This window comes from Janthinobacterium sp. GW821-FHT03C08, from assembly GCF_059420905.1.
The window spans coordinates 84,615-107,705 of record NZ_JBWKUP010000016.1 but is presented as its reverse complement, the minus strand read 5'-3'; the positions used below and the strand labels follow the sequence as shown (position 1 = coordinate 107,705).

The window sequence follows — 23,091 nt, the reverse complement described above, 5'->3', positions numbered from 1 at the left end:
GTATTTTTCTGGTGCAATGACGTCCGTTCTGATAACATAACGCCCCTTTATTCAGGGAAGGGTCGACATGGCCAATGCTTGCGGCGTCGATTTCGGCACGTCAAATTCCACGGTAGGCTGGGCGCGTCCCGGGCAGAGCACCATGCTCGGCCTGGAAGATGGCAAGACCACCTTGCCATCCGTCGTCTTCTTCAATGCGGAAGACGAGGAAGTCAGTTTTGGCCGCGCGGCGCTGGCCGGCTATCTGGCCGGCTACGAGGGGCGCCTCATGCGCTCGCTCAAGAGCTTGCTGGGCACCAGTCTCATCGATGGCCAGACGGAAGTGGGAGGCCGCGCGCTGCCGTTCCGCCTGTTGCTGTCGCAGTTCATCGGCGAAGTGAAGCGCCGCGCCGAGCAGTCCGCGGGGCGCGAGTTCACGTCCGCCGTGTTCGGCCGTCCCGTCTTCTTTATCGACGACAATGCGCAGGCCGACCAGCTGGCGCAGGATACCCTGGCCGAAGTGGCCCGCTCCGTCGGCTTCAAGGACGTGGCCTTCCAGTTCGAGCCGATTGCCGCCGCCTTCGACTACGAGTCGCAGATCGCCAAGGAAGAACTGGTGCTGATCGCCGACATCGGCGGCGGTACTTCCGACTTTTCGCTGGTGCGCCTGTCGCCGGAGCGGGCGAAGAAGGCCGAGCGCCGCGACGACATCCTCGCCACCGGCGGCGTGCACATCGGCGGCACGGACTTCGATAAATACCTGAGCCTGTCTTCCGTCATGCCCTTGCTCGGCTATGGCAGCCGGCTGCACAACAATAGCGAAGTGCCCTCCAGCTATTATTTCAACCTGGCGACCTGGCACACCATCAACCTGGCGTACACGAAGAAGATCTGGGTGCAGCTGGCCGATGTGTGCCGCGATGCGCGCGAGCAAGACAAAGTGAAACGGCTGCAAACGCTGATCGACGAGCGCGCCGGACACTGGCTGGCCATGAAGGTGGAAGAGGGCAAGATCGCCCTGTCCGATGCGGCAGAAGTGCAGCTGGAACTGGACCGTTTGTCGCCTGCGCAAAGCCTGCTGCTCAAACGCGGGCAGTTCGACGACGCCATCGGCCACCTGTGCGGTTCCGTGGAAGAAACCGTGCTCCGGCTGCTGCGCGACGCGGGCGTGGCGCAGCAAGACGTCGATACCGTCTTCTTCACGGGCGGCTCTTCCGGCGTGCGCCTGCTGCGCGAAAAGATCGCGGCCCTGGTGCCGGCGGCGCGCAAGGTCGAAGGCGATTTGTTCGGCAGCATCGGCGCGGGCCTGGCGCTGGACGCGGTACGTAAATTTGGTTGATAATCAGCACCCATTGAGTATCACCCACTGCTGCACCCACGAAAGAGCGCCCCATGCATGTGTTTGACAAACCGATCGTCATGATCGACTTCGAGACGACCGGCCTGTCACCCGACATGGGCGACCGCATCACGGAAGTGGCCGCCCTGCGCATCGAGGGCGGGCAGATCACGGACCGCTACGTGACCCTGATCAACTGCAATGCGCGCATTCCCGCGTTCATCACGGGCTTGACGGGCATCACGCAGGCCATGGTGGACCATGCCCCGCCCGTGGCGGAAGTGGTGCCGCAGCTGCTCGATTTTATCGGCAGCGATGCCCTGTCGGCGCACAACGCCAGCTTCGATGAAAAATTCCTGCGCGCGGAAAGCGCCCGCCTGAACCTGGCGCCCGCGCACGAGGCGCTCGTGTGTTCCTTGAAACTGTCGCGCCGCGTGTTTCCCGGCCTGTCCAGCTACAAGCTGGGCTTGCTGTCGAGCCAGCTGGGCATCGCCTTCAAGAGCGCCGCCCACAGGGCCGAGTCCGATGCCGAGGTGGCGGCGCAGGTGCTGATCCATATCGGCCGCCATTTGCGCAGCAACTACGGCATCGCCGACGTCGATGCGGGGCTGCTCGTGTCCCTGAACAAGCTGGCGGCGGCGAAGGTCCCGCAATTCCTGCACAAGCACCCGTCGCGCCGCTAGCCGCCGCTATCCCTTGCCGCGTGCCCATTCTGGCGCGCACGCTCCCGTTTCCCCTTGAAGCGAACTCATCAAAGCGATGTAATTTTGTTATTTCCTTTGAGTTCGCTCAAGTCCTCCGCGCCCAGCGAATTTAAAATTTAAGCAACACACGATTTCGCCGCCCTGGGCCGCCGTTTTGCGCGCGCCGCCGGCAAGCGCAATGTGGATGGGGGCGCACATGGACAAGCACCATACTGCCAGAGACAGCCATCAGGCCTACATCTGGTTCCGCACGGCTGCCGAACAGGGCAATCCTTATGCCCAGTTCAATCTGGGGCTGATGTACAAGAAGGGCGAAGGCGTGGCGCACGACGATGCGCGGGCCTTCGTCTGGCTGCGCCTGGCGGCGCTGCAGGGGCTGGCCTTTGCGCAAAACCACCTGGGCGCCCTGTATTACCATGGCCGCGGCGTGGCGCAGAGCGACGAGGAGGCCGTGCTGTGGTTCCGCCGGGCGGCCGCGCAGGGCGATGCCTCGGCCCAGCAGAACCTGGGCCAGATGTACCGCAAGGGACGGGGCGTGCTGCAAAGCGACGAGCTGGCGCTGGCCTGGTTCTACCGCGCCTCCGAGCAGGGCGTGGCCAGCGCGCAGTCGCTGCTGGGCGAAGCGTATGCGCAGGGGCTGGGGGCGAAGAAGAACGATGCCCTGGCCCTGGCCTGGTTCCGCAAGGCCGCCCTGCAGGGCGATGCGCAGGCGCAGCTGAACCTGGGCCTCGTCTACAAGCGGGGCCAGGGCGTGGCGCAAAGCGATGCGCAGGCGCTGGCCTGGTTTCGCCAGGCGGCCGCCCAGGGCCTGGCCGTGGCGCAGCGGCAACTGGGCGTGGCGTACGCGGAAGGCCTGGGCGTGGCGCCCGACCAGTTGCGCGCCTACGCCTGGCTGCAGCGTGCCGCCGAGCAGGACGATGCCGATGCCCAGTTCAACCTGGGCGTGATGCTGGCGCGCGGCCAGGGCGTGGACAAGGACGAGGCGCGCGCCGTCGCCTGGTACCGCCGCGCCGCCCTGCAGGGCCACTGCATGGCGCAATACAATCTGGGCGGCATGTACGCGGGCGGGCGCGGCGTCGCCCGCGACCTGCGCCAGGCCCTCGACTGGTACGCCAGGGCGGCGGCCCAGGGCGCCTCGAATGCCCAGTTCAACCTGGGCGTGATGTATGCCAATGGCCATGGCGTGGCCCGCGACGAAGTGTGCGCCGTGCGCTGGTACCGCACGGCCGCCGAGCAGGGCGATGCCAGCGCGCAAAATAACCTGGGCGTCATGTATGCGAACGGCCATGGCGTGCCGCAGGACGATGGCCTGGCCGTGCACTGGTATGCGCGCGCCGCCGAGCAGGGCCATGCGCTGGCGCAGTACAATCTGGGCGGCATGTACAACGGCGGGCGCGGCGTGGACAAGGACCCCGTGCGCGCCTACATGTGGCTGGCGCTGGCGGCCGACGGTGGCGATGGCACGGCGGCCGGCGCGCGGGAATCCACGGCCGGCAAGCTGGCGCCGCCACAATTGCAGGAAGCCCGGGAACTGACGCGGCAGTGGCGCCTGGCCCATGCACAGGCCGTGCCGCCCGAGCCGCCGCCACGCGCCTGAGGCAGGTCTGCCGTGCCAGCGGACCGCATGCGATAATGGCCGCCCTGCATGCGGTTCGATCCCGCATGCGTTTTCAGGCGGCACAGCGAAAGGACGGCGATGGTAAGGCAGGCAGGCGACGATGCATCCGAACAAAAGGTCATAGACGATATCGCCACCTATGGCTGGCACTGCGTGCATATCGGCGGCGATGAAGAAGGGCCGGGCTACACCTTCACGATAGGCGCTTTCCACAGCTTCGGCTTGCCCGAATTCCTGATCATGGGCTTGCCGCAAGCGACGGCCCACCAGATCGTCGACCTGGCCCTCGATGCGGCGCGCAGCGGCGCCATCACGGATTTCACGCAGAACACGGGCGTCTTGCTCGATGGCCATCAATGCGCCTTCGTGCGCGTGCCCGAGGCGCGCTACCGCGACTGGGCCGGCTATGCGCGCTGGTTTTACCAGGGCAATGACTTTACCTTGTACCAGATCGTCTGGCCATCGCGCGACGGCCATTTTCCCTGGGATGCGGCCGCCGCCCAGGCGTATGTCGCCAGCCAGCCGCTGCTGGGTCCCGCGCCACGGCCGGACTGAACCCGCCCGGGCGCCGGCGCTTGCTGCCGGCGCGTTCCTCAGCGGCGCGGCCAGTTTGCCGGCGTTTGAGCCATCCTAGGCATCCATGCGGGCCGCGCCCATGCCCTGGCGGCGGTCCAGGAACAGGCTGTTGCCGTGGATTTTCTTGGCCTGCTTCTTCGCTTCCGCCGCCCGCGTGGCTATCTGGTGGTGCGTGTAGTACTGGTGCGCCTCGACCTTGATGACGCCCAGCGACAGGCTGATGAGCGAATAGAACACCTTTTTTCCTTGCCGGTCTTCGCTGATATAGCCGCCCCGTTCGCAGTCCACCGTGCTGTAGCAGGCCAGAATGGCGGCCGCAAAATCGTCCAGCATGGCCTGGCAGCGCGCTTCCCAGTCCTCGCTCTGGAACAGGATCATGAAATCGTCGCCGCCGATGTGGCCGATGAAGTCGCGGTTCGGGTCGCAATGGCCGCTGAGGATTTCGCCCGTCAGCTGGATCACGTCGTCGCCCTTGCGGTAGCCATACACGTCATTGAAGGGCTTGAAGTGGTCGAGGTCGCAATAGCAGACCCAGAAGCGGCTGCCGCTGTGCAACAAACGGTCGATGTGTTCGTTGATGGGCACGTTGCCGGGCAGCTGCGTCAGCGGGTTCGCGTAGCGGGCCGCATTGATCTGCATCTGCGTGATTTCGCGCATCAGGTCGTGTCCCGTGCCCATGCCCAGGTAGCGGCCGTGTTCGGTAATGATGAAGCCGTTGAACAAATGGTGGGCATCGGACTGCACCATGGTGTAGCTGAGTTCCTGCAAGCTCGTCTCGTGGTCGGCGATGAGGGGATTGGCATCCATGAACAGGCTGCAGGATTTCTTGCCATACAGTTCCCGCTGGTAGGGGCGGGCGAAGTGGTCGATCATCTCGAAGCGGCTGATCAGGCCCAGCGGCACGCCGTCGTCGACGACGGGGATGATCATCAGCTTCGGTTCCTTCAGGAAAATGTCGTACACCTCGTTATTGTTCTTGTCCGGCGAGACGGCCGCCACCCGGTGCAGCAGCTTGCGGATGCTGGCGCCGTTCTTTTCCAGGCTGCTGCGCTGCGGATATACGGCCACGCCATTGCGCCCCAGCGCCTGCACCACTTCGGCCGGCAGGGCGCGCGCCGGCACCATATTGGGCCGCCCCAGATGATAGCCTTGGCCAAAGGCCACGCCCAGGTCGCGCAGCACGAGCAGTTCCGTCTGCGCCTCGATGCCTTCGGCGATCACCAGCGTGCCCGATTTTTCCGCGATTTCCTGGATGGAGCGCACGAATTGCAGTTTCACGGGGTCATGATTGATGCCCTGGATGAAATGCATGTCGATCTTCACGTATTCGGGCCGCAGTTCCGACCACAGGCGCAGGCTGGAAAAGCCTTCGCCCAGGTCGTCGATGGCGATCTGGAAACCCATGTTGCGGTAATGCAGCACCGCTTCGCGCATCAGATCGTAGTCGTAGGTGGGCTGGTTCTCCGTCAGCTCGATGATGACCCGGTCCGGATTGATGCCGATGTGTTCGATGTATTCCAGGGTTTCGCCATGGCGTGCATTGCGCAGCAGCAAGCATTCCGGGCTGACGTTGAGAAACAGCTTGCCCGGTAGCTGCAGTTCGGCAAAGCGTTCCAGCACCACCTGGCGGCACAGGTGTTCCACTTCCAGGGTCAGGTCGTTCGCGCGCGCCACCTTGAACAGGTTCATTGGCGCGTGCAGGGGGCTGTCCGACGGTCCGCGGATCAGGCCTTCGTAGCCGATGATTTCGCCGCTCTGCATGTGGATGATCGGTTGAAACAGGGCGCTCAGCTTGCGGCCCGCCAGGATTTCGTGCAAGGCATCCGTCCCTTCGATGCTCATGGGTGTTGAAGGTGGCTTCAGATACGCCACATTCGATGGCGTCGCGGCGGCAGGCGCGGTAGTGGCGGCGGGGAAGGCGAGAGTAGGCATAGGGGAGTCTGGCGGCACGGCCTCTGGACGGGCCATGAACATGTTGCCGATAGTAAAGAAGATTTATGACGGCTTGATGAAACGTATTTGCTTTTGACAATATTTATTGCTGACCGTCAGTTTGCCGATTCTTCCCAAAAACGCGATTTATGACGGCGATACACGTGAAATCCCCAAACAAAAGACGGCAAATTCCCCCGATAACTGTGCTTTAAAAGTGCCATTCCGCGCTATGATTTCTCTTGGCGAAAGTCAACATGGGCAGCCGCGGTGCTGGATAGCGCGGCCTGCTTTCTTCGACATCCAACAATGAGACAAACAACCCATGCAATTACGTAGTGCAACCCTCATATTCAGCCTGCTGGCCGCTTTCGGTGGCAATGCCATGGCACAATCCTGCCCGGCCGGCGACGGCACGCCTGTCACGTACCCGGTCAGCAAGAAAGTCGACCAGCAAGACAGCTATTTCGGCACCACCATCGCCGATCCTTACCGCTGGCTGGAAGATGCCAACAGTGCGGAAACGGGCGAGTGGGTCGTGGCGCAAAACAAGCTGACGCAAGCGTACCTGGGCACCATTCCCGAACGCGAAGCGATCAAGCAGCGCCTGACCAAGCTGTGGAACTATGAGCGTTTCTCTACGCCAAGCAAACAGGGTGGCCGCTATTTCTACAGCCGCAATGACGGCTTGCAGAACCAGGCCGTGCTGTACACGGTGAAAAAGCTGACGGACGAACCGCGCCTGCTGCTGGACCCGAACACCCTGTCCACGGATGGCACGGTGGCGCTGGCCGGCACCTCGATCAGCCCGAACGGCAAGTACCTGGCGTATGCCACGGCCGCCTCCGGTTCCGACTGGAACGAGTGGAAAGTGCGCGACATCAAGACGGGCAAGGACTTGACGGACCACATCAAGTGGGCCAAGTTCTCGGGCGCCTCGTGGACCAAGGATAACAAGGGTTTCTTCTACAGCCGCTATGATGCGCCGAACGAGGCGACCAAGCTGGCCGATATCAATTACTTCCAGAAATTGTATTTCCACAAGATCGGCACGCCGCAAAGCGATGACGTGCTCGTCTTCGACCGTCCCGACCAGAAGGAATGGGCGTTCGGCGGCAGCGTCGTCAGCGACGACGGCAATTACCTGATCATCACGGCGTCGCAGGGCACGGAACGCAAGAACCGCGTCTTCTACAAGGACTTGCGCCAGAAGAACGCCAAGGTGGTGGGCCTGCTGGAAGCGTTCGACGCCTCGTATTCCTTCATCGACAATGACGGCCCCGTGTTCTTCTTCAAGACGGACAACAATGCGCCGAAATCGCGCGTGATCGCCATCGACACGCGCAAGCCCGCGCCTGCCGACTGGAAGGAAATCGTGCCGCAAAGCGCGGAAACCCTCGTCGCCGTCAACCTGATCAACAACCAGCTGGTGCTCGATTACTTGAAAGATGCGCAAACGCAAATCAAGATCGTCGACCTGAACGGTAAACTGGTGCGTGAAGTGGCCTTGCCGGGCATCGGTTCGGCCGGCGGCTTCGCGGGCAAGCGTGGCGACACGGAAACCTTCTACTCGTTCACCAGCTTTACGACGCCAGCCACCGTCTACCGCTACGACATGAAGACGGGCAAGAGCACGGTGTACCGCCAGCCGAAGGTCGATTTCGACCCGAACGCCTTCGAGACGCGCCAGCAGTTCTTCACCAGCCGCGACGGCACCAAGGTGCCGATGTTCATCGTCTCGAAAAAAGGCATGAAGCTCGACGGCTCCAATCCCACCTATCTGTACGGCTATGGCGGCTTTAACATTTCCCTGACGCCAAGCTTCTCCGTGGCCAATCTTGCCTGGGTGGAAATGGGCGGCGTCTACGTGATGGCCAACCTGCGCGGCGGCGGCGAGTACGGCGAAGCCTGGCACCAGGCTGGCACCAAGCTGAACAAGCAAAACGTCTTCGACGATTTCATCGGCGCAGCCGAATGGCTGGTGGCCAACAAGGTCACTTCGCCATCCAAGCTGGCCATCGGCGGCGGCAGCAATGGCGGCCTGCTGGTCGGTGCGGCCATGACGCAGCGTCCCGACCTGTTCGCCGCGGCCATCCCGCAGGTGGGCGTGCTCGACATGTTGCGTTTCCACAAGTTCACCGTGGGCTGGGGCTGGGTGCCTGACTACGGTTCCTCGGACGATGCCGAACAGTTCAAGGCGCTGGTGAAATACTCGCCGCTGCACAACCTGAAGGCGGGCGGCTGCTATCCGGCCACCATGATCACGACGGCCGACCACGACGACCGCGTCGTGCCTGCCCACAGCTTCAAGTTTGCCGCCGCCGCCCAGGCAGCGCAAGGCGGCCCGGCACCCGTGCTGATCCGCATCGACAGCAAGGCGGGCCATGGCGCCGGCAAGCCGACGACCAAGCAGATCGAAGAAGTGGCGGACCGCTGGGGCTTCCTCAGCCGTTCGCTGAAGATGACGCCGGTAGCGGCGGAGCCGGCGAAAGTGGCGGCGCAGTAATCTAGCTAAGGACACCGACCCAAACCTACTGCGCGTCGTGATTTACGGCCTGCGATGCTCACTGTACCTTCGTACAGTTGCGCTTCTCGGCCGCAACTCCCTTCCGCTCGCTACGGTTTTGTTCGGCGTTGTAAGTATCGTAATCTGATTGATAAAAAGCGCGGGTGCGGTTGGCCCGCGCTTTTTTACGTCCGGTGCAAGGGCGCGATGCGCGCCAGTACCCCGTTGGCAAACGTGGACTGGAACGGCAAATCCTTGCGCTGCGCGTAGCCGATGTAGCAATCGCACTTGAAGCGGGGGCAGGGGCGTTCCTGCAGCATGTCGGCCAGGTCATCCTCATATAGATTCCCCAGCCGCTCGGGCACGAAATGGCAGCGCGCCAGTTCGCCGTCGCCATCGACGGACAGCGAGGCTTCGCCCGCCAGGCAGGGCTTGCCGCGCGAGGGCGACGGGCGGCGGTTCTGCGCGAACCACGGGTCGATGGCGTCCAGCCAGGCCAGGTCTTGTTCGCCGTAGTAGCCGGGACCGCGCCGGTCGTAGGCGTTCAGCCACAGGTAGACGTGGGCTGGCAGGGCGGCGCGCAGGGCGCGGATGGCGTCCAGGTGTTCGTTCATCGCCACGACGCCGACGGAGTAGCGCACGCCCATGGCGTCCAGGCGCGCGCAGCGTTCGAGAAAGCGCGCCAGGGTCGTCTGGTCCGGGTGGTAGGTGCACCACAGGCCGATCTTTTCCAAGCCATCCATTCCATCCAGCCAGTTCAGGGGGCCGGACAGATTCGTCTGCAGCGCCACCTGGCGCACGTGCGGCAGGCGGGCCAGGGCCTGCATGGCCGTGCGGTAGTGGCTCCGCACCAGCGCTTCGCCCCAGGGCGTGAACAGCACGCCGATGGGGCGCGCTTGCGCCGCCACCCAGCCGGTAAAACGCGCCACTTCGCGCGCATCGCGGGCCAGCGCGGCGCGGCTGTCGCGCTTCTTGGCGAAGGGGCAGTAGCCGCAGGCGTAGTTGCAGCTGGCTAGCGTGCCCCGGTACAGCAGGGACAAGGTGCCCGGCTGCGTTGTCAGCACGCCTGCCCCTCCTGCGCCATCAGCGCGCGCACCGTCTCGGATGCCAGCCAGGGGCCGATGGTGTCGGCATACGAGTAACCACGGTCATTCAGGCGCAGCAGCGGGCCGTCTTCCGCCACCAGGTCCAGGGCGTGCAGCTCGGCCAGTTGCGGCAGGTCCGCTTCGCAGCGCGTGCCGAAGCGGGCCGCGTAGGCGTCGCGGTCCAGGCCCGGCTGCGTCAGCAGCGACTGGATCACGTAGCGGCGGCGCTGTTCTTCCTCGCCCAGCACGTAGCCGTGTTCGGCCTGGGCGAAGCGGGTTTCATCGAGCGCCAGGTAGCGCTCGATGATGTTGACGGTGTCCGTGCGCGCTACCGCGTATTGGCTCGAATAATGCAGGCTGGCCGTGTAGGAGCGGGCGCCTGCGCCCAGGCCCACCATGCCGTCATTCTGGCAGCAGTACGACGGTCCGTCCTGTTCCGGCGCATGGGGGGCGCGGAACATGCGCATGGACACCTGCTCGTAGCCCCGGGCGCGCAAATGGTCGCGCGCGGCCGCGTACAGGGCCAGGCGGCTGTCGCCGTCCTGCGCCAGCTTGATGGGGGCCAGCGACTGCGCGCCCTGGCGGCGCGCCACTTTTCCAAGACCCGTCTGCTCGCGCACGTACAGCGGATACAGATAGAGCTCCTCGGGGGCGAAGGCCAGCGCGCTGTCGATGGAGGCGAGCAGGCTGGCCACGGTCTGCCCGGCGATGCCGTAGATCAGGTCCAGATTCAGGGTGGGAAAGCCGGCCGCGCGTATCAGGCCGATGGCGTGCTGGACGGTGGCGTTCTGCTGGGGGCGGGCCAGGGCGCGCATTTCGCCGGCGGCAAAGCTCTGGATGCCCAGGCTGACCCGGTCGATGCCATGCGCGCGGCAGACGGCCAGGCGTTCCGCCGTGATGGTTTCGGGCGATGCCTCGATGCCGGCCGGCGTGTGCTCCAGGTCGATGCCGAGGATGTCGCGCGCGCCGCACAGCAGGGTGCCCAGCTGCGCGGGCGACAGGTAGGTGGGCGTGCCGCCGCCCAGCGCGAAGCGGGCGAAGCGCCGTTCGCCCAGTGCGCCGTTGAGTGCGCGCATCTGCACCAGCACTTGCTGCACGTAGCGTTCGACCATGTCGGCGCCGGGACGGGCCATGGCGAACAGGTTGCAAAAGCCGCAGCGCATCTCGCAGAATGGAATATGGATGTAGGCGAACAGGGCGGAGCGGTCCTGCCGCGCCCACAGGGGCGCCAGCGGGGCCGCCTGCGGCAGGGCGCGGTAGGCCGCCTTGTGCGGGTAGGAATACGAATAGGCCTGGTAGGGCGTGTGGCGCATGCGCTGCGCCAGGGTGCCCGGCTGTTCGGATGGATTCACGGTGGGGACTCCTTGGGAGGTATATCGGTATCGGGGGCGATGAGAAAGTGCGCATACGGCACGCTCCACACGCTGTCGTGGGCGACTCTGTGGCCCCGGTAGCCGTCTTCGCCATAGGCGCTGCCGTGGTCCGAGCAGACGATGGCAAAGGTGGGCGCGCGCGCGGCGCAGGCGGCAAACAGGGGAGCCAGCGCGCCGTCCACATAACGCAGGGCGGCCGCGTGGCTGTCCAGGCAATCGGCGCGGCAGCCGGGCAGGTAGGCGCGGTTCGGCGCGTGCAGGGCGGCCACGTTGATGAACAAAAAAGTGCGTTGATCGTTTTGCGCCAGCAGGCGGGTCGCCAGCGCCACCTGTTTTTCGGTTGAGTGGCGGCTGGCCACGCCCATGCCCGCGCTCCAGTGGCTTTCCTGGAACAGCGACGGCAGCACCGTGCCCAGCGCCGTCTGTTTGTTGAAGAAGCCCACGCCGCCGATGCAGAGGGTGCGGTAGCCGCGCGCGGCCAGCGCGGCGGGCAGATCCGCTTCCTCGAAGGCAAAGGTGTTTGGCGACGTCGTCTCGCTGCCCGCAAACGCGCTGGCGAACAGGCGCGGATGGCGGCCCGGCGCGGCCGGCGTGGGCAGAAAGCCCGCGAAGAAGGCCTGGTGCGCCGCGTAGGTAAACGTGGCGGGCGAGTGGCGGCGTTCCCAGCCGCCCGGCGGCAGAAAACGCCCCAGCACGGGCAATTCGCCCGCCTCGTACAGCGCTTGCGCCACGTCAAAGCGCAGGGTGTCGAGCGTGAGGAAGACGATGTCGTGGCTGCCGACGACTGCGTGCATGTCGGGGATGGCCGGTGTTTCTTTAAGCATGGGCCAGTTGTGCCGTGTAAGTATCGATGCCTTGCCAGAGCAGGCCGGGCAGCAGGTCGCCGAAGGCGTTCGCTTCCAGCACATGGGCCTGGCCCTGGCGCACGACGAGGTCGTAGCCCGTCACGTGGCTGGCGGGGAAGGCGCGCGCGGCTTGGGCGGCGGTTTGCTCCAGTGCCCGCATGTCGGCGTCGTCCAGCAGGCCCGCCGCCTCGCCGCGCCGATTGTCGAGGTGCAGATTCGTCATCATGTGCTGTCCGATGCGCGCCACCCGGTGCGCGGGCTGGCCCGCCACGGTCACGACGCGCAGGTCGTAGTGGCTGTCGCCGCAGCGCGGCTTGTTCAGCCACGCTTCCCCGTACAGTTCCTGCGTGGCCAGCGCATCGACGAGGGCCGCGATGTCGGCGGCCGTCTCGTAGCGGGCCATGCGCTTGACATTGAACAGGCGCGCCGCGCCGTCCTCATGCTGCAAGGCGGCCGAGGTGGTGGCTTGCTGCCGCCCCGCCTTGTTCCTGCGGTAGGCGATGACGCCGGACGCGGACGAGCCGTAGCGCGGTTTTAAATAGACGCGGTCCAGCTGGTGTTCATGCAGCAGCGACTGCAGGTGCTCGTAGCCGTGCACGGGTCCCAGCAAGACAGGTATCGGCACGCCGTGCGCGGCCAGGTGGCGCTGGCAGGCCAGCTTGTCCGTCATGAGGGTGATCTCGCCCGGCGCATTGAAGACGCGGGCCTGCGGCAGCCGGGCCAGTTGCGTCGCCAGGTCTTGCATGGCATGGGAAAAGCCGGCAAACCACGCATCCATGGCCAGCAGCTGGCCGAGCGCGGGGGCGGCGACCGGCGGGCGGTCCAGCAGGCGGCAGCCCGCCCGCAGCAACAGCAGGTGGGCGGCGGGATCGTCGCCGGGCGGCTCGATTTTGAGTATGCCTGGCTGGCGCAGGGCGTGCTGCAGCAGCGCCGGCCGCGCCAGCCAGTCGCGCCATTCCAGCACCTGCGCGGGCGGCAGGCGCAGCTGCGCGCGCGCCGCCTGCATCAGGCGCACGCGCTTGCTGCCCTGTGTCGCCAGCAGGGTGAGAGGCATCAGCAAAGGATAAAACTCCGCTTATTCGCCCACGGCCACGTAGCGGTAGGTGTCGCCGTCGTCTTCGTCCTCTTCCTGCGGGTCGTCCAGCACCACCTCGAAGGGCAGCGCCTTCAGCTTCGCCTGGTTTTCCTCGGAAATGTAGTGGTGCGACAGGTCCAGGCGCGTCAAGCCGCCCAGCTGCGTGTGCTGGAGCACGGCCACGGCGCCCAGGTCGCCGATGGTGCCCAGCGACAGGTCCAGGGTGTGCAGCTGCGCCACCAGCGGTTCCTCGGCCAGCCACACGGCCAGGTCGTCGGCGATTTGCGCGTCGCGCAGGCCGAGATACTTCAGGGTGGGCACGGTCAGCTGCGCCAGCACCTTGCGGTACAGGTCCACGTCGCCCGAGAAACCATAGTCGTCCGTGCCCAGCCACAGTTCCAGGTGTTCCAGCTGCGGCATGCTCGATTGCGCCAGCGCTTCGGCGATCTTTTGATCGAGGCCGCCCGCTTCGATGGTGAAGCGGCGCAGGTGCTGGTGCGCGAACGGTTCGATGACGAGTTCATTGCCGCCGCGGATGCGCAACTCCTCCAGCAGCGGGAAGGCGTCCAGCAGGGGCTTGTAGCTGCCCTGCACGATCCACGAGATTTCGCATTCCTCGTACGTCATGTCGCCGATGAACAGGGCGCGCAGCTTCGGCAGCTGCGGCGCGTGGGCGATCAGCGCGGCCATCACCTCGTCGGCGCCCGATTCGTAGGGGTCGCCCCACATGCCGATGATCAGCGCTTCGAGCGCGCCTTTGTCGGCCTGGTCGAGAAAGCCGGCGATCAGTTCATCCATCTTGCGCTCGTCGTCGTAGTCGAGCGACAAACGGTAGACGATGTCCGGTGACGCATCGAAGGGCAAATCAGGGTCGTACTGCACGACTTTCTTGTGGTGGAAGGTGGTGGTGCTGTCGGAAATGGTCATCGCGGTGGCTCCGTGTAGGCGTTGGCAGCCTGGATGCCGCGCGTGACCGCGTGACTGGACGAGCCGGGATGTGCCGCGACGCTCTGCGAAGACATCCAGGCCTGGAAATCTTGTCTATACTAAAATCTTAGCATAGCCATATGAACCTATTGCGCACTGCTGGCGGCGCCTACCTGTGGATGACTACGAGCAGCGCCTTGCCCTCGGTCTTGCCCAGATTGCGTATCGTGTGCGGCAAGTCGGCCGGATAGCGCGCCGTGCCGCCATTCTTGACCTTTTTCTTTGCCGCGCCCACTTCCAGTTCCAGGTTGCCGTGGATCACCGTCAAATGCTCGGTGGTGCCCGGGTCGTGCGGCTGCGACGCCAGTTCGCCGCCCGGCGCCAGCGTCACTTCATACCATTCGTACTTGCCCGCCAGTTCCATCGGCCCCAGGATGCGCAGCACGTAGCCCGCGTGGTCGCCGGGCAGGGTGGGGGTTTCGTGGGCGTCCGTGACGCGGATGGTTTCCACGGCTTTTTCCGCGCTGGACAGCAATTCGCCGATCTGCACGCCCAGGGCGTTGGCCAGGCGCCAGGTGATGGCGATGGTGGGATTGGCTTTTTCGCGCTCGATCTGCGACAGCATGGACTTCGACACGCCCGCGATGCGCGACAAATCCTCCAGTGTCAGGCCGCGCGCCAGGCGCAGCCGTTGCAGGGTGGCACCCACTTCTGGGGGGGAATTGGTCGAAACGCTGGTTTTCATCGGCAGGTGGCTTGCAAAGTTCAATAGGCTTGGGTAATATCCACTATATTGAATTTCAGTTCGAAATAGTGGATTTTGAGGAAAAACACGGAAACGTGTAGACTTCAAACAGCGCTTCACGGTACAGCATTGTGCGCGCACCGGTCAAGCGACGGCTTTTCCCCTATGGCGGCTGAAACCACACGCACACCACACGCATCCATCAGGGACACAAGGAATATCATGAGCGAGCAAGCGAAGAACACCTTTTTCAGCGGTCTGCAACAGAATCTCGATCAACTGCGCCAGCAGGGCTTGTACAAGCCCGAGCGCGTGATCGCCTCGCGCCAGGGCGCCGAAGTGGTGTGCGACGATGGCCGTACCCTGATCAATATGTGTGCAAACAACTACCTGGGCCTGTCCGGCGACGTGCAGACGCAGGAAGCGTCTATTGCCGCCACGCAAAAATACGGCTACGGCCTGTCGTCCGTGCGCTTCATCTGCGGCACGCAAACCGTGCACAAGGAACTGGAACAGGCGATTTCCGCCTTCCTGGGCACGGAAGACACGATTTTGTACGCAGCGGCCTTCGACGCCAACGGCGGCGTGTTCGAACCCCTGTTCGATGAAAACGACGCCATCATCTCCGACGCGCTGAACCACGCTTCCATCATCGACGGCATCCGCCTGTGCAAGGCCGGCCGCTACCGCTACGCCCACAACGACATGGCCGACCTGGAAGTGCAGCTTCAGGCGGCGGTTGCCGCCGGCAAGCGCCACAAGGTCATCGTCACGGACGGCGTGTTCTCGATGGATGGCACGATTGCGCAGCTCGACAAGATCTGCGACCTGGCCGACCAGTACGGCGCGCTGGTGATGATCGACGAATGCCACGCTTCCGGCTTCATGGGCGCGACGGGCCGCGGCACGCACGAGCACCACAATGTGATGGGCCGCATCGACATCATCACGGGCACCCTGGGCAAGGCCCTGGGCGGCGCCATGGGCGGCTTTACCTCGGCGCGCAAGGAAGTCATCGACACCCTGCGCCAGAAATCGCGCCCCTATTTATTCTCGAACACCCTGGCGCCATCGATCGCCGGCGCCTCGCTGTCGGTGCTCGAGCGCCTGGCCAAGTCGACGGAACTGCGCGACCGCCTGCATGAGAATACGGCTTTCTTCCGCAGCGAAATCGAGCGCATCGGCTTTACCATCAAGCCGGGCACCCATCCCGTCGTTCCCGTGATGCTGTTCGAGGCCCCCGTGGCACAGAAATTCGCCGCCCGCCTGTATGAACTGGGCGTGCTGGTGACGGGCTTCTTCTACCCCGTCGTGCCGATGGGCCAGGCCAGGGTGCGCGTGCAGCTGTCGGCCGCCCACACCCGCGCACAGCTGGTGCAGGTGCTGGCCGCCTTCGAGCAGGCCGGCAAGGAACTGGGCTTGCTGCCGACAACCACGACTAACAATTAATAATAACTAATAAGATATCAGGACAAGACTATGGAACGCATTTTAGTTATCGGCGCAAACGGCCAAATCGGTAGTGAACTGGTGGGCGCGCTGGCGCAGCAGCACGGCGCGGACAACGTCATCGCCAGCGACATCGGCACGAACAATCTGTACCAGGCCAAGCGCTACGCGCAGCTGAATGTGCTGGACAAGGACGGCCTGGCAAAGCTCATCGCCGACGAGAACATCACCCAGGTCTACCAGCTGGCGGCCATGCTGTCGGCCACGGGCGAAGCGGCCCCGCTGAAGGCGTGGAGCCTGAACATGGATGGCTTGCTCAATATCCTGGAGCTGGCGCGCGAACGGGGCGAAGCGGGCAAGCCGCTGCGCATCTTCTGGCCGTCGTCGATCGCCGCCTTCGGCCCGAACACGCCGCAAGTCAACACCCCGCAAATGACGGTGATGGACCCGACCTCGATGTACGGCATCAGCAAGCTGGCCGGCGAGCGCCTGTGCGAATACTATTTCAACAAGTACGGCGTGGACGTGCGCAGCATCCGCTACCCGGGCATCATCAGCTACAAATCGCCTCCGGGCGGCGGCACCACGGACTACGCCATCGCCATCTTCCACGCGGCCTTGCGCGGCGAGCGCTATGACTGCTTCCTGGACGCGAACACCACCTTGCCGATGATTTACATGCCCGACGCCATCCGCGCCACCATCGAACTGATGGACGCGCCGGCGGCATCGATCAAGATCCGCTCCTCGTACAACGTGGCCGGCGTGTCGTTCAACCCCGAGCAGCTGGCGAAAGCCATCGTGCACATGGTGCCGGACTTCAAGATCAGCTACAAGCCGGACAGCCGCCAGGCCATCGCCGACAGCTGGCCGCAAAGCCTGGACGACAGCAAGGCCGGCGCCGACTGGGGCTGGAAGGCGCAGATCGGCGTCGAGCAGATGGTCACGGACATGCTGGCCAATGTCGACGCAGGGCAGGCGGCCAAGGCAGCCTGAGCACGCACGAGCATTTATAAAAACATACTAATATAAAGAGACACTACATGGATATGAGCGTATTTGACCTGTTCAAGATCGGCATCGGGCCGTCGAGTTCCCACACCGTGGGACCGATGGTGGCGGCGCGGCGTTTTCTGGTCGAATACGGTCCGCTGGACCAGGTAGTGGGCGTCGAGGCGGCCCTGTATGGCTCGCTGGCGCTGACGGGCGTGGGCCATGCCACGGACAAGGCCGTCATTCTGGGCCTGATGGGCGAGACCCCGCAGCACGTGGCGCCCGACGCCGTCGACAGCATGCTGGCCGCCATCGAGGCGGCCGGCGAGATCGCGCTGCTGGGCACGCACGTGGTGCCGTTCACGGCCGCCACTGGCTTGATCTGGCACAAGAGCGAATCCTTGCCCGAGCACCCGAACGGCATGCTGTTTACCTTGAAACTGGCGGACGGCAGCCGCGTCGACAAGGTGTATTACTCGATCGGCGGCGGCTTTATCCGCGAAGCGGGCGAGGCGCAGGCCGAGGCGGCGGTGGAATCGGCCGCTGCTGCCCGCGTCGTCTTCCCTTTCGATACCATGGAGCAACTGCTGGCGCATGGCGTGGAAAGCGGCCTGTCGATCCCGGAAATGCTGCGCGCGAACGAATGCGTCAAGCGCAGCGAGACGGAACTCGATGCAGGACTGGACCGCATCTGGCACGTCATGCGCGACTGTATCGCGCATGGCCTGGAAACGACGGGCAACCTGCCGGGCGGCTTGAACGTCAAGCGCCGCGCCGCCAAGCTGTGGCGCCTGGCGCAGGAAGCCAAGGCGTCCGACAACCGCGCCAACGACTTGCCGCACGACGCCGTGCACCTGGTCAGCCTGTACGCCATGGCCGTCAACGAGGAAAACGCGGCCGGCGGCAGGGTCGTGACGGCGCCGACCAACGGCGCCGCCGGCATCATCCCGGCCGTGCTGCGCTACTACGCGCAGGATTGCCGCCCCAGCGACCCCGTGGGCGGCGTGCGCCGCTTTATGCTGACGGCAGCCGCCATCGGCATGTTGTGCAAACGCAATGCCTCCATCTCGGGCGCCGAAGTGGGCTGCCAGGGCGAAGTGGGCGTGGCCTGCGCCATGGCGGCGGCCGGCCTGGTGGCGGCCCTGGGCGGCACGAACGAACAGATCGAGAACGCGGCCGAAATCGGCATCGAGCACCACCTGGGCATGACCTGCGACCCCATCGGCGGCCTGGTGCAGATCCCGTGCATCGAGCGCAACGGCATGGGCGCCGTGAAAGCCATCACGGCCGCCTCGCTGGCGCTCAAGGGCGACGGCACCCACTTCGTCAGCCTCGACGAAGTCATCGAGACCATGCGCCAGACGGGTGCGGACATGCAGGACAAGTACAAGGAAACGTCCTTGGGCGGCTTGGCCGTCCACGTGATTACTGTCAATCACGCCGCTTGCTGATGTGCCGGTGATGTTGTCGGATTACGCGCGCCGCGCTAATCCGACCTACGCCATGACGCAAGCAACGCAGGTCGGCTTAGCCCGCAGGGCGTAAGCCGACATCACCAAAGCAGCAAGCCACCACCTCACTCCTCCTCAAACAGCTGCTCCAGCCTTCTCGGGTAGTGATTCAGAAAATCGCGCGTCACGGCATAGTGTTCCGTATCCTCATACGCCACTTCGTGGATGCCGCCGCCCGTAAACATCAGGATTTTCGCGTTCGGGTAGGCCAGCAGGATGGGCGAGTGGGTGGCGATGATCAGCTGCGAGTCGTCCTGCACCAGCTGATGGATCACCGATAGCGCGGCCAGCTGGCGGCTGGGCGACAGGGCCGCCTCCGGCTCGTCCAGCAGATACAGTCCCTTGCCCCGCAGCTTGTTGATCAGGGTCGCCATGAACGCTTCGCCGTGTGATTGCGCGTGCAGCGACTTGCCGCCGTAGCCGGCCAGGTATTCGGGCATGCCGTCCATGTAGGTGGCGACGTTGAAAAAGCTTTCCGCGCGCAGGAAATAGCTGTCCTCGGGTTTTTTATAGCTCTTGCTCAGGCGCAAATGCGCATGCAGGCCCGATTCCTCGTCCGATGGCAGGGCGATGCGCACGTTGCGCGTGCCGCCATCCTTGCCGAAGCCCAGCGCCACGGCCAGCGCTTCGAGCATGGTCGACTTGCCGCTGCCGTTCTCGCCCACGAAAAACGTCACGTCGCGGTGGAAGTCCACGTGCACGAAGTCGCGGATGGCGGGGATGGTGAATGGATAGCGGTCCAGGTCGACGACGGCATCGGGGCGCAGGGCGGCGCTTTGCAAATACGGTTTTTTACTCAGCGACATGGCCTGTTCCATGAATGGCCGCAATGCGGCCGACAAGCGCCAGTGTGGCGCAAATCCGGTGCGCACGCCAGCATGCGGGCGCATCTTTATGCGCAGCGTTGATCTCGGCCTGAAAAATTTCCAAAGTGCAATGCTTTTGCCATGATTCCGGCAATGCCGGACGCTGCTGTTTGACAACAGGCGGGGGGGCCAGGGCGCCTGGGTACGCTTGCGATTCGCCTTGGGCAGCGCCTGGCACTATAATATCCGCTGCCATTCATGATCAACCGCACTCAGCTCAACTGGACTCTTCAAATCTATGCATTACGTGTCTACCCGCGCTGACAAAGCGCCATCGAATCTGCAGCAATTCTCCGACATCCTCCTGGGCGGCCTGGCCCCCGATGGCGGACTGTATCTCCCTGAACACTACCCGCAAGTCACTGGTGCCGAGCTCAATGCCTGGCGCACATTGTCGTATGCCGACCTGGCCTACGAAATCCTGAAGAAGTTCGCCACCGATATCCCGGCCGCGGACCTGAAGGCATTGACGGCGAAAACCTATACCAAGGCAGTCTACAAGAACGCCCGCGCCGGCGAAAACGCGGCCGACATCACGCCGCTGCGCGTGCTGGAAGAAAACGTCGTCAAGGGCGGATCGACCACCCTGATCCTGCAGGCGCTGTCGAACGGCCCGACCCTGGCCTTCAAGGACATGGCCATGCAGCTGCTGGGCAACCTGTTCGAATACACCCTGGCCAAGACGGGCGCCGAACTCAATATCTTCGGCGCCACCTCGGGCGACACGGGCAGCGCGGCCGAATACGCCATGCGCGGCAAGAAGGGCATCCGCGTCTTCATGTTGTCGCCGCACAAGAAAATGAGCGCCTTCCAGACGGCGCAGATGTTCAGCCTGCAAGACCCGAACATCTACAACATCGCCGTCGAAGGCGTGTTCGACGACTGCCAGGACATGGTGAAAGCCGTGTCGAACGACTTGGCCTTCAAGGCGCGGCAGAAGATCGGCACCGTCAACTCCATCAACTGGGCGAGAGTCGTGGCGCAGGTCGTGTACTACTTCCGCGGCTACCTGGCGGCCACCACCAGCAACGAGCAGAAAGTGTCGTTCACCGTGCCTTCTGGCAACTTCGGCAATATCTGCGCCGGCCACATCGCCCGCATGATGGGGCTGCCCATCTCGAAACTGGTGGCCGCGACGAATGAAAACGACGTGCTCGACGAATTCTTCCGCACGGGCGTCTACCGCGTGCGCAAGTCGGCCGAAACCTACCACACGAGCAGCCCGTCGATGGATATCTCGAAGGCGTCGAACTTCGAGCGCTTCGTCTACGACCTGGTGGGGCGCGACAGCGAACGCGTGCGCGCGCTGTTCACGAAAGTGGAAACCCACGGCGGTTTTGATTTGTCCGGCAAGCCGGGCAGCGACGGCGACGAATTCAAGTTGGTGGCCAAATACGGCTTCAAGTCGGGCAAGTCCACGCACCAGGACCGCCTCGACACCATTCGCGACGTGGCCGACGACTACGGCATCACCATCGACACGCACACGGCCGACGGCATCAAGGTGGCGCGCGAGCACCTGGAGCCGAACGTGCCGATGATCGTGCTGGAAACGGCGCTGGCGGCCAAGTTCAACGAAACCATCCTCGAAGCGCTGGGCGTGGACGCGGAACGCCCGGCCGGTTTCGAGAACATCGAGGACTTGCCGCAGAAGTTCGTCGTGATGGAGGCCGACGTGGAAAAAATGAAGGCGTACATCGCCGCCAATACGGGCTTGTGATGACGGACGCCAGCACTGTACGTAAACCCATGCTGTCGGTGGCCGAGGCGCAAGCCTTCATGCTGGGCGCGGCGCGCCCGGTGGCCGAGGTGGAGCTGGTCGACACCCTGCGCGCCAACGGCCGCGTGCTGGCGGCCGCGCAAACGTCGACCCTGGACGTGCCCGAGCGCGACAACACGCAGATGGATGGCTATGCCGTGCGCGCGCAGGATTGCGCCAGCGGCGCGGCCAGCCTGCCCGTGTCGCAGCGCATCGCGGCCGGCCACGTGGGCCAGCCATTGCAGCCGGGGACGGCGGCGCGCATCTTCACGGGCGCCTTGCTGCCCGACGGCGCCGACTGCGTGGTGATGCAGGAGCAGTGCAGCGTGCTTGACGGCGTGGTGACGGTGAACCACGTGCCGCAGGCGGGCGAATGGGTGCGCCGCCAGGGCGAGGATATCCGCGCCGGCAGCGTCATCCTCGGTGCGGGCCGGCGCCTGCGCAGCCAGGAAATGGGCCTGGCCGCCTCCGTGGGCCTGGCGCAGCTGCCCGTGCTGCGCAAGCTGCGCGTGGCCGTGTTCTTCACGGGCGACGAGCTGGCCATGCCCGGTGAACCTTTGGCGCCGGGCGCCGTCTACAACTCGAACCGTTTTACCTTGCGGGGCCTGCTGGAAAACCTCGGCTGCGAGATCACGGACCTGGGCATCGTGCCCGACAGCCTGGAAGCGACGAAGGCCGTGCTGCGCCAGGCGGCCCAGGGCAATGACCTGATCATCACCTCGGGCGGCGTGTCCGTGGGCGAGGAAGACCATATCAAGCCGGCCGTGGAAGCGGAAGGGCGGCTGAACATGTGGCAGATCGCCGTCAAGCCGGGCAAGCCCCTGGCCTTCGGCGAAGTGCAGGACGCCTTCTTTGTCGGCCTGCCCGGCAATCCCGTGTCCAGTTTCGTCACTTTCCTGCTGTTCGTGCGTCCCTTCATCCTGCGCCTGCAGGGCGTGGCAGGCGACGTGGCGCCGCGCGGCTACGCGTTGCCGGCCGCTTTCGAGCGCCTGAAGGCGGACAAGCGCAACGAATTCCTGCGCGCCAAAGTCAATGAAGACGGCGAGCTGGAACTGTTCGCCAACCAGAGTTCGGGCGTGCTGACGTCCACCGTGTGGGGCGACGGCTTGATCGATTGCCCGCCGGGACTGTCGATTGCGCGCGGCGACAAGCTGCGCTTCATCCCGTTCAATGAATTGCTGTACTGAGGAAGCCTTGATGAAGATCAATCTGCGATTTTTCGCCAGCGTGCGCGAACTGGTGGGCACGGCCCAGGAAGTGCTGGAAGTGGCCGGGCCGCTGACGGTGGGCGAGGTGAGAACCCTGCTGATCGCCCGCGGCGGCAAGTGGGAACAGGCGCTGGCGCAGGGACGCGCGCTGCGCATGGCGCATAACCAGGTGATGTGCGATGCCGATACCGTGATCGCTGAAGGAGACGAGGTGGCCTTCTTCCCGCCCGTGACGGGCGGCTGACCCCCCCCGTGCTCCAAGGCGGCCACTTCATCGAAGTGGCCGTTTTTGCGTCACGCCCGGGTTTTCGGCTTGCCGGCCGTCGTGTCGCCGCACGCGGCGCAGGCAATGGCCTTCTTGTAGCGCCAGTATTTCGAGCCGATGAAGATGGCCGATGCCACCAGCGACCAGGCCAGCGCGCTGAGGATGTCGGCCCGGCTGGTGGTGCCCTTGCTGTACTCGACCACCGTCAGGATGATGAATAAAATCGAGCTGGCCAGCAAATAGCGGGAAATCCAGAATCCTGCACCCATGTGTTTCTCCTCTCGTCGTCTCATTGTTCCATGAAATAAACCGCTGATCGTCGCAGCATGTCCGCGC

20 protein-coding genes are annotated in these 23,091 nt (G+C 64.4%); 11 read left to right on the top strand and 9 right to left on the bottom strand.

Annotation, left to right across the window (positions count from 1 at the left end; all coding sequences use genetic code 11):
* The first annotated feature begins 67 nt into the window (after positions 1 to 67).
* The 4 genes from AC07VL_RS22155 to AC07VL_RS22140 all read left to right on the top strand — a co-directional run bounded on the left by AC07VL_RS22155 (position 68) and on the right by AC07VL_RS22140 (position 4,195).
* On the top strand, positions 68 to 1,318 hold the full coding sequence (locus AC07VL_RS22155; RefSeq protein WP_494807759.1) for an Hsp70 family protein: 1,251 nt from the start codon (positions 68 to 70) through the stop codon (positions 1,316 to 1,318).
* A gap of 53 nt (positions 1,319 to 1,371) precedes the next feature.
* The gene (locus AC07VL_RS22150; RefSeq protein WP_494807758.1) at positions 1,372 to 2,001 is read left to right on the top strand and encodes a 3'-5' exonuclease; all 630 of its coding nucleotides are present in this window, start codon (positions 1,372 to 1,374) and stop codon (positions 1,999 to 2,001) included.
* Between the two features lie 217 nt (positions 2,002 to 2,218).
* On the top strand, positions 2,219 to 3,619 hold the full coding sequence (locus AC07VL_RS22145; protein WP_494807757.1) for a tetratricopeptide repeat protein: 1,401 nt from the start codon (positions 2,219 to 2,221) through the stop codon (positions 3,617 to 3,619).
* A gap of 99 nt (positions 3,620 to 3,718) precedes the next feature.
* Positions 3,719 to 4,195, top strand: a complete 477-nt coding sequence (locus AC07VL_RS22140) for a DUF4262 domain-containing protein (protein WP_494807756.1) — start codon at positions 3,719 to 3,721, stop codon at positions 4,193 to 4,195.
* 75 nt (positions 4,196 to 4,270) lie between these two features.
* Here the strand turns inward: AC07VL_RS22140 and AC07VL_RS22135 are convergent, their stop codons facing one another.
* Positions 4,271 to 6,058, bottom strand: a complete 1,788-nt coding sequence (locus tag AC07VL_RS22135) for a GGDEF domain-containing protein (RefSeq protein ID WP_494807787.1) — start codon at positions 6,056 to 6,058, stop codon at positions 4,271 to 4,273.
* Positions 6,059 to 6,533: 475 nt separating this feature from the next.
* Here AC07VL_RS22135 and AC07VL_RS22130 point away from each other — a divergent pair, with 475 nt between their 5' ends.
* Positions 6,534 to 8,654, top strand: a complete 2,121-nt coding sequence (locus AC07VL_RS22130; RefSeq protein ID WP_494807755.1) for a prolyl oligopeptidase family serine peptidase — start codon at positions 6,534 to 6,536, stop codon at positions 8,652 to 8,654.
* Between the two features lie 185 nt (positions 8,655 to 8,839).
* Here the strand turns inward: AC07VL_RS22130 and AC07VL_RS22125 are convergent, their stop codons facing one another.
* The 6 genes from AC07VL_RS22125 to AC07VL_RS22100 all read right to left on the bottom strand — a co-directional run bounded on the left by AC07VL_RS22125 (position 8,840) and on the right by AC07VL_RS22100 (position 14,704).
* Positions 8,840 to 9,718: an STM4011 family radical SAM protein gene (locus AC07VL_RS22125; protein ID WP_494807754.1), complete on the bottom strand. Its 879-nt coding sequence runs from the start codon at positions 9,716 to 9,718 to the stop codon at positions 8,840 to 8,842.
* Positions 9,712 to 11,091 (bottom strand): STM4012 family radical SAM protein, encoded by a 1,380-nt coding sequence (locus AC07VL_RS22120; protein ID WP_494807753.1) that lies wholly within the window; start codon positions 11,089 to 11,091, stop codon positions 9,712 to 9,714. The genes AC07VL_RS22125 and AC07VL_RS22120 overlap by 7 nt, the downstream gene beginning before the upstream one ends.
* Positions 11,088 to 11,936, bottom strand: coding sequence for an STM4013/SEN3800 family hydrolase (locus AC07VL_RS22115; RefSeq protein ID WP_494807752.1), 849 nt, complete (start codon positions 11,934 to 11,936; stop codon positions 11,088 to 11,090). The genes AC07VL_RS22120 and AC07VL_RS22115 overlap by 4 nt, the downstream gene beginning before the upstream one ends.
* Positions 11,929 to 13,011 (bottom strand): STM4014 family protein, encoded by a 1,083-nt coding sequence (locus AC07VL_RS22110; protein WP_494807751.1) that lies wholly within the window; start codon positions 13,009 to 13,011, stop codon positions 11,929 to 11,931. Before AC07VL_RS22110 ends, AC07VL_RS22115 begins: the two co-directional genes overlap by 8 nt.
* Positions 13,012 to 13,032: 21 nt before the next feature.
* Positions 13,033 to 13,959 (bottom strand): STM4015 family protein, encoded by a 927-nt coding sequence (locus AC07VL_RS22105; RefSeq protein WP_494807750.1) that lies wholly within the window; start codon positions 13,957 to 13,959, stop codon positions 13,033 to 13,035.
* A 169-nt stretch (positions 13,960 to 14,128) separates the two neighbouring features.
* The gene (locus tag AC07VL_RS22100) at positions 14,129 to 14,704 is read right to left on the bottom strand and encodes a helix-turn-helix domain-containing protein (protein ID WP_152282974.1); all 576 of its coding nucleotides are present in this window, start codon (positions 14,702 to 14,704) and stop codon (positions 14,129 to 14,131) included.
* A 222-nt stretch (positions 14,705 to 14,926) separates the two neighbouring features.
* Between AC07VL_RS22100 and kbl the strand changes: the two genes are divergently transcribed.
* Genes kbl through AC07VL_RS22085 form a run of 3 tightly spaced genes read left to right on the top strand, consistent with a single transcriptional unit; the run spans position 14,927 to position 18,597 of the window.
* Positions 14,927 to 16,153 (top strand): glycine C-acetyltransferase, encoded by a 1,227-nt coding sequence (kbl, locus tag AC07VL_RS22095; RefSeq protein WP_494807749.1) that lies wholly within the window; start codon positions 14,927 to 14,929, stop codon positions 16,151 to 16,153.
* Positions 16,154 to 16,183: 30 nt separating this feature from the next.
* Entirely contained in the window at positions 16,184 to 17,149 is a 966-nt protein-coding gene (locus tag AC07VL_RS22090; protein WP_494807748.1) for an NAD-dependent epimerase/dehydratase family protein, read from the top strand.
* A 47-nt stretch (positions 17,150 to 17,196) separates the two neighbouring features.
* On the top strand, positions 17,197 to 18,597 hold the full coding sequence (locus AC07VL_RS22085) for an L-serine ammonia-lyase (protein WP_494807747.1): 1,401 nt from the start codon (positions 17,197 to 17,199) through the stop codon (positions 18,595 to 18,597).
* A gap of 125 nt (positions 18,598 to 18,722) precedes the next feature.
* Here the strand turns inward: AC07VL_RS22085 and AC07VL_RS22080 are convergent, their stop codons facing one another.
* Positions 18,723 to 19,463 carry an AAA family ATPase gene (locus AC07VL_RS22080; RefSeq protein ID WP_494807746.1) on the bottom strand — a complete coding sequence of 247 codons (741 nt, stop codon included), beginning with the start codon at positions 19,461 to 19,463 and terminating at the stop codon, positions 18,723 to 18,725.
* Between the two features lie 298 nt (positions 19,464 to 19,761).
* Between AC07VL_RS22080 and thrC the strand changes: the two genes are divergently transcribed.
* From thrC to moaD, 3 genes are read left to right on the top strand one after another with little or no spacing between them, the layout of a single operon-like run.
* A complete protein-coding gene (gene thrC / locus AC07VL_RS22075; RefSeq protein ID WP_494807745.1) occupies positions 19,762 to 21,243 on the top strand; it encodes a threonine synthase in 1,482 nt (493 codons plus the stop codon).
* Positions 21,243 to 22,469 carry a molybdopterin molybdotransferase MoeA gene (locus AC07VL_RS22070; RefSeq protein ID WP_494807744.1) on the top strand — a complete coding sequence of 409 codons (1,227 nt, stop codon included), beginning with the start codon at positions 21,243 to 21,245 and terminating at the stop codon, positions 22,467 to 22,469. The genes thrC and AC07VL_RS22070 overlap by 1 nt, the downstream gene beginning before the upstream one ends.
* A 10-nt stretch (positions 22,470 to 22,479) precedes the next feature.
* Positions 22,480 to 22,734 (top strand): molybdopterin converting factor subunit 1, encoded by a 255-nt coding sequence (moaD, locus tag AC07VL_RS22065; RefSeq protein WP_494807743.1) that lies wholly within the window; start codon positions 22,480 to 22,482, stop codon positions 22,732 to 22,734.
* Between the two features lie 50 nt (positions 22,735 to 22,784).
* On the opposite strand, the gene AC07VL_RS22060 is transcribed toward moaD, so the two are convergent.
* On the bottom strand, positions 22,785 to 23,024 hold the full coding sequence (locus tag AC07VL_RS22060; protein WP_494807742.1) for a hypothetical protein: 240 nt from the start codon (positions 23,022 to 23,024) through the stop codon (positions 22,785 to 22,787).
* Positions 23,025 to 23,091 lie beyond the last annotated feature (67 nt).

Bases quoted from the DNA above. Each gene is read 5' to 3' on its own strand.
- AC07VL_RS22080 (WP_494807746.1), bottom strand. From the start codon at position 19,463: ATGTCGCTGAGTAAAAAACCGTATTTGCAAAGCGCCGCCCTGCGCCCC.
- thrC (WP_494807745.1), top strand. From the start codon at position 19,762: ATGCATTACGTGTCTACCCGCGCTGACAAAGCGCCATCGAATCTGCAG.
- AC07VL_RS22115 (WP_494807752.1), bottom strand. From the start codon at position 11,936: ATGCTTAAAGAAACACCGGCCATCCCCGACATGCACGCAGTCGTCGGC.
- AC07VL_RS22085 (WP_494807747.1), top strand. From the start codon at position 17,197: ATGGATATGAGCGTATTTGACCTGTTCAAGATCGGCATCGGGCCGTCG.
- AC07VL_RS22105 (WP_494807750.1), bottom strand. From the start codon at position 13,959: ATGACCATTTCCGACAGCACCACCACCTTCCACCACAAGAAAGTCGTG.
- AC07VL_RS22145 (WP_494807757.1), top strand. From the start codon at position 2,219: ATGGACAAGCACCATACTGCCAGAGACAGCCATCAGGCCTACATCTGG.
- AC07VL_RS22070 (WP_494807744.1), top strand. From the start codon at position 21,243: ATGACGGACGCCAGCACTGTACGTAAACCCATGCTGTCGGTGGCCGAG.
- moaD (WP_494807743.1), top strand. From the start codon at position 22,480: ATGAAGATCAATCTGCGATTTTTCGCCAGCGTGCGCGAACTGGTGGGC.
- AC07VL_RS22130 (WP_494807755.1), top strand. From the start codon at position 6,534: ATGGCACAATCCTGCCCGGCCGGCGACGGCACGCCTGTCACGTACCCG.
- AC07VL_RS22135 (WP_494807787.1), bottom strand. From the start codon at position 6,058: ATGAGCATCGAAGGGACGGATGCCTTGCACGAAATCCTGGCGGGCCGC.
- AC07VL_RS22060 (WP_494807742.1), bottom strand. From the start codon at position 23,024: ATGGGTGCAGGATTCTGGATTTCCCGCTATTTGCTGGCCAGCTCGATT.
- AC07VL_RS22150 (WP_494807758.1), top strand. From the start codon at position 1,372: ATGCATGTGTTTGACAAACCGATCGTCATGATCGACTTCGAGACGACC.
- AC07VL_RS22090 (WP_494807748.1), top strand. From the start codon at position 16,184: ATGGAACGCATTTTAGTTATCGGCGCAAACGGCCAAATCGGTAGTGAA.
- AC07VL_RS22155 (WP_494807759.1), top strand. From the start codon at position 68: ATGGCCAATGCTTGCGGCGTCGATTTCGGCACGTCAAATTCCACGGTA.
- kbl (WP_494807749.1), top strand. From the start codon at position 14,927: ATGAGCGAGCAAGCGAAGAACACCTTTTTCAGCGGTCTGCAACAGAAT.
- AC07VL_RS22100 (WP_152282974.1), bottom strand. From the start codon at position 14,704: ATGAAAACCAGCGTTTCGACCAATTCCCCCCCAGAAGTGGGTGCCACC.
- AC07VL_RS22140 (WP_494807756.1), top strand. From the start codon at position 3,719: ATGGTAAGGCAGGCAGGCGACGATGCATCCGAACAAAAGGTCATAGAC.
- AC07VL_RS22110 (WP_494807751.1), bottom strand. From the start codon at position 13,011: ATGCCTCTCACCCTGCTGGCGACACAGGGCAGCAAGCGCGTGCGCCTG.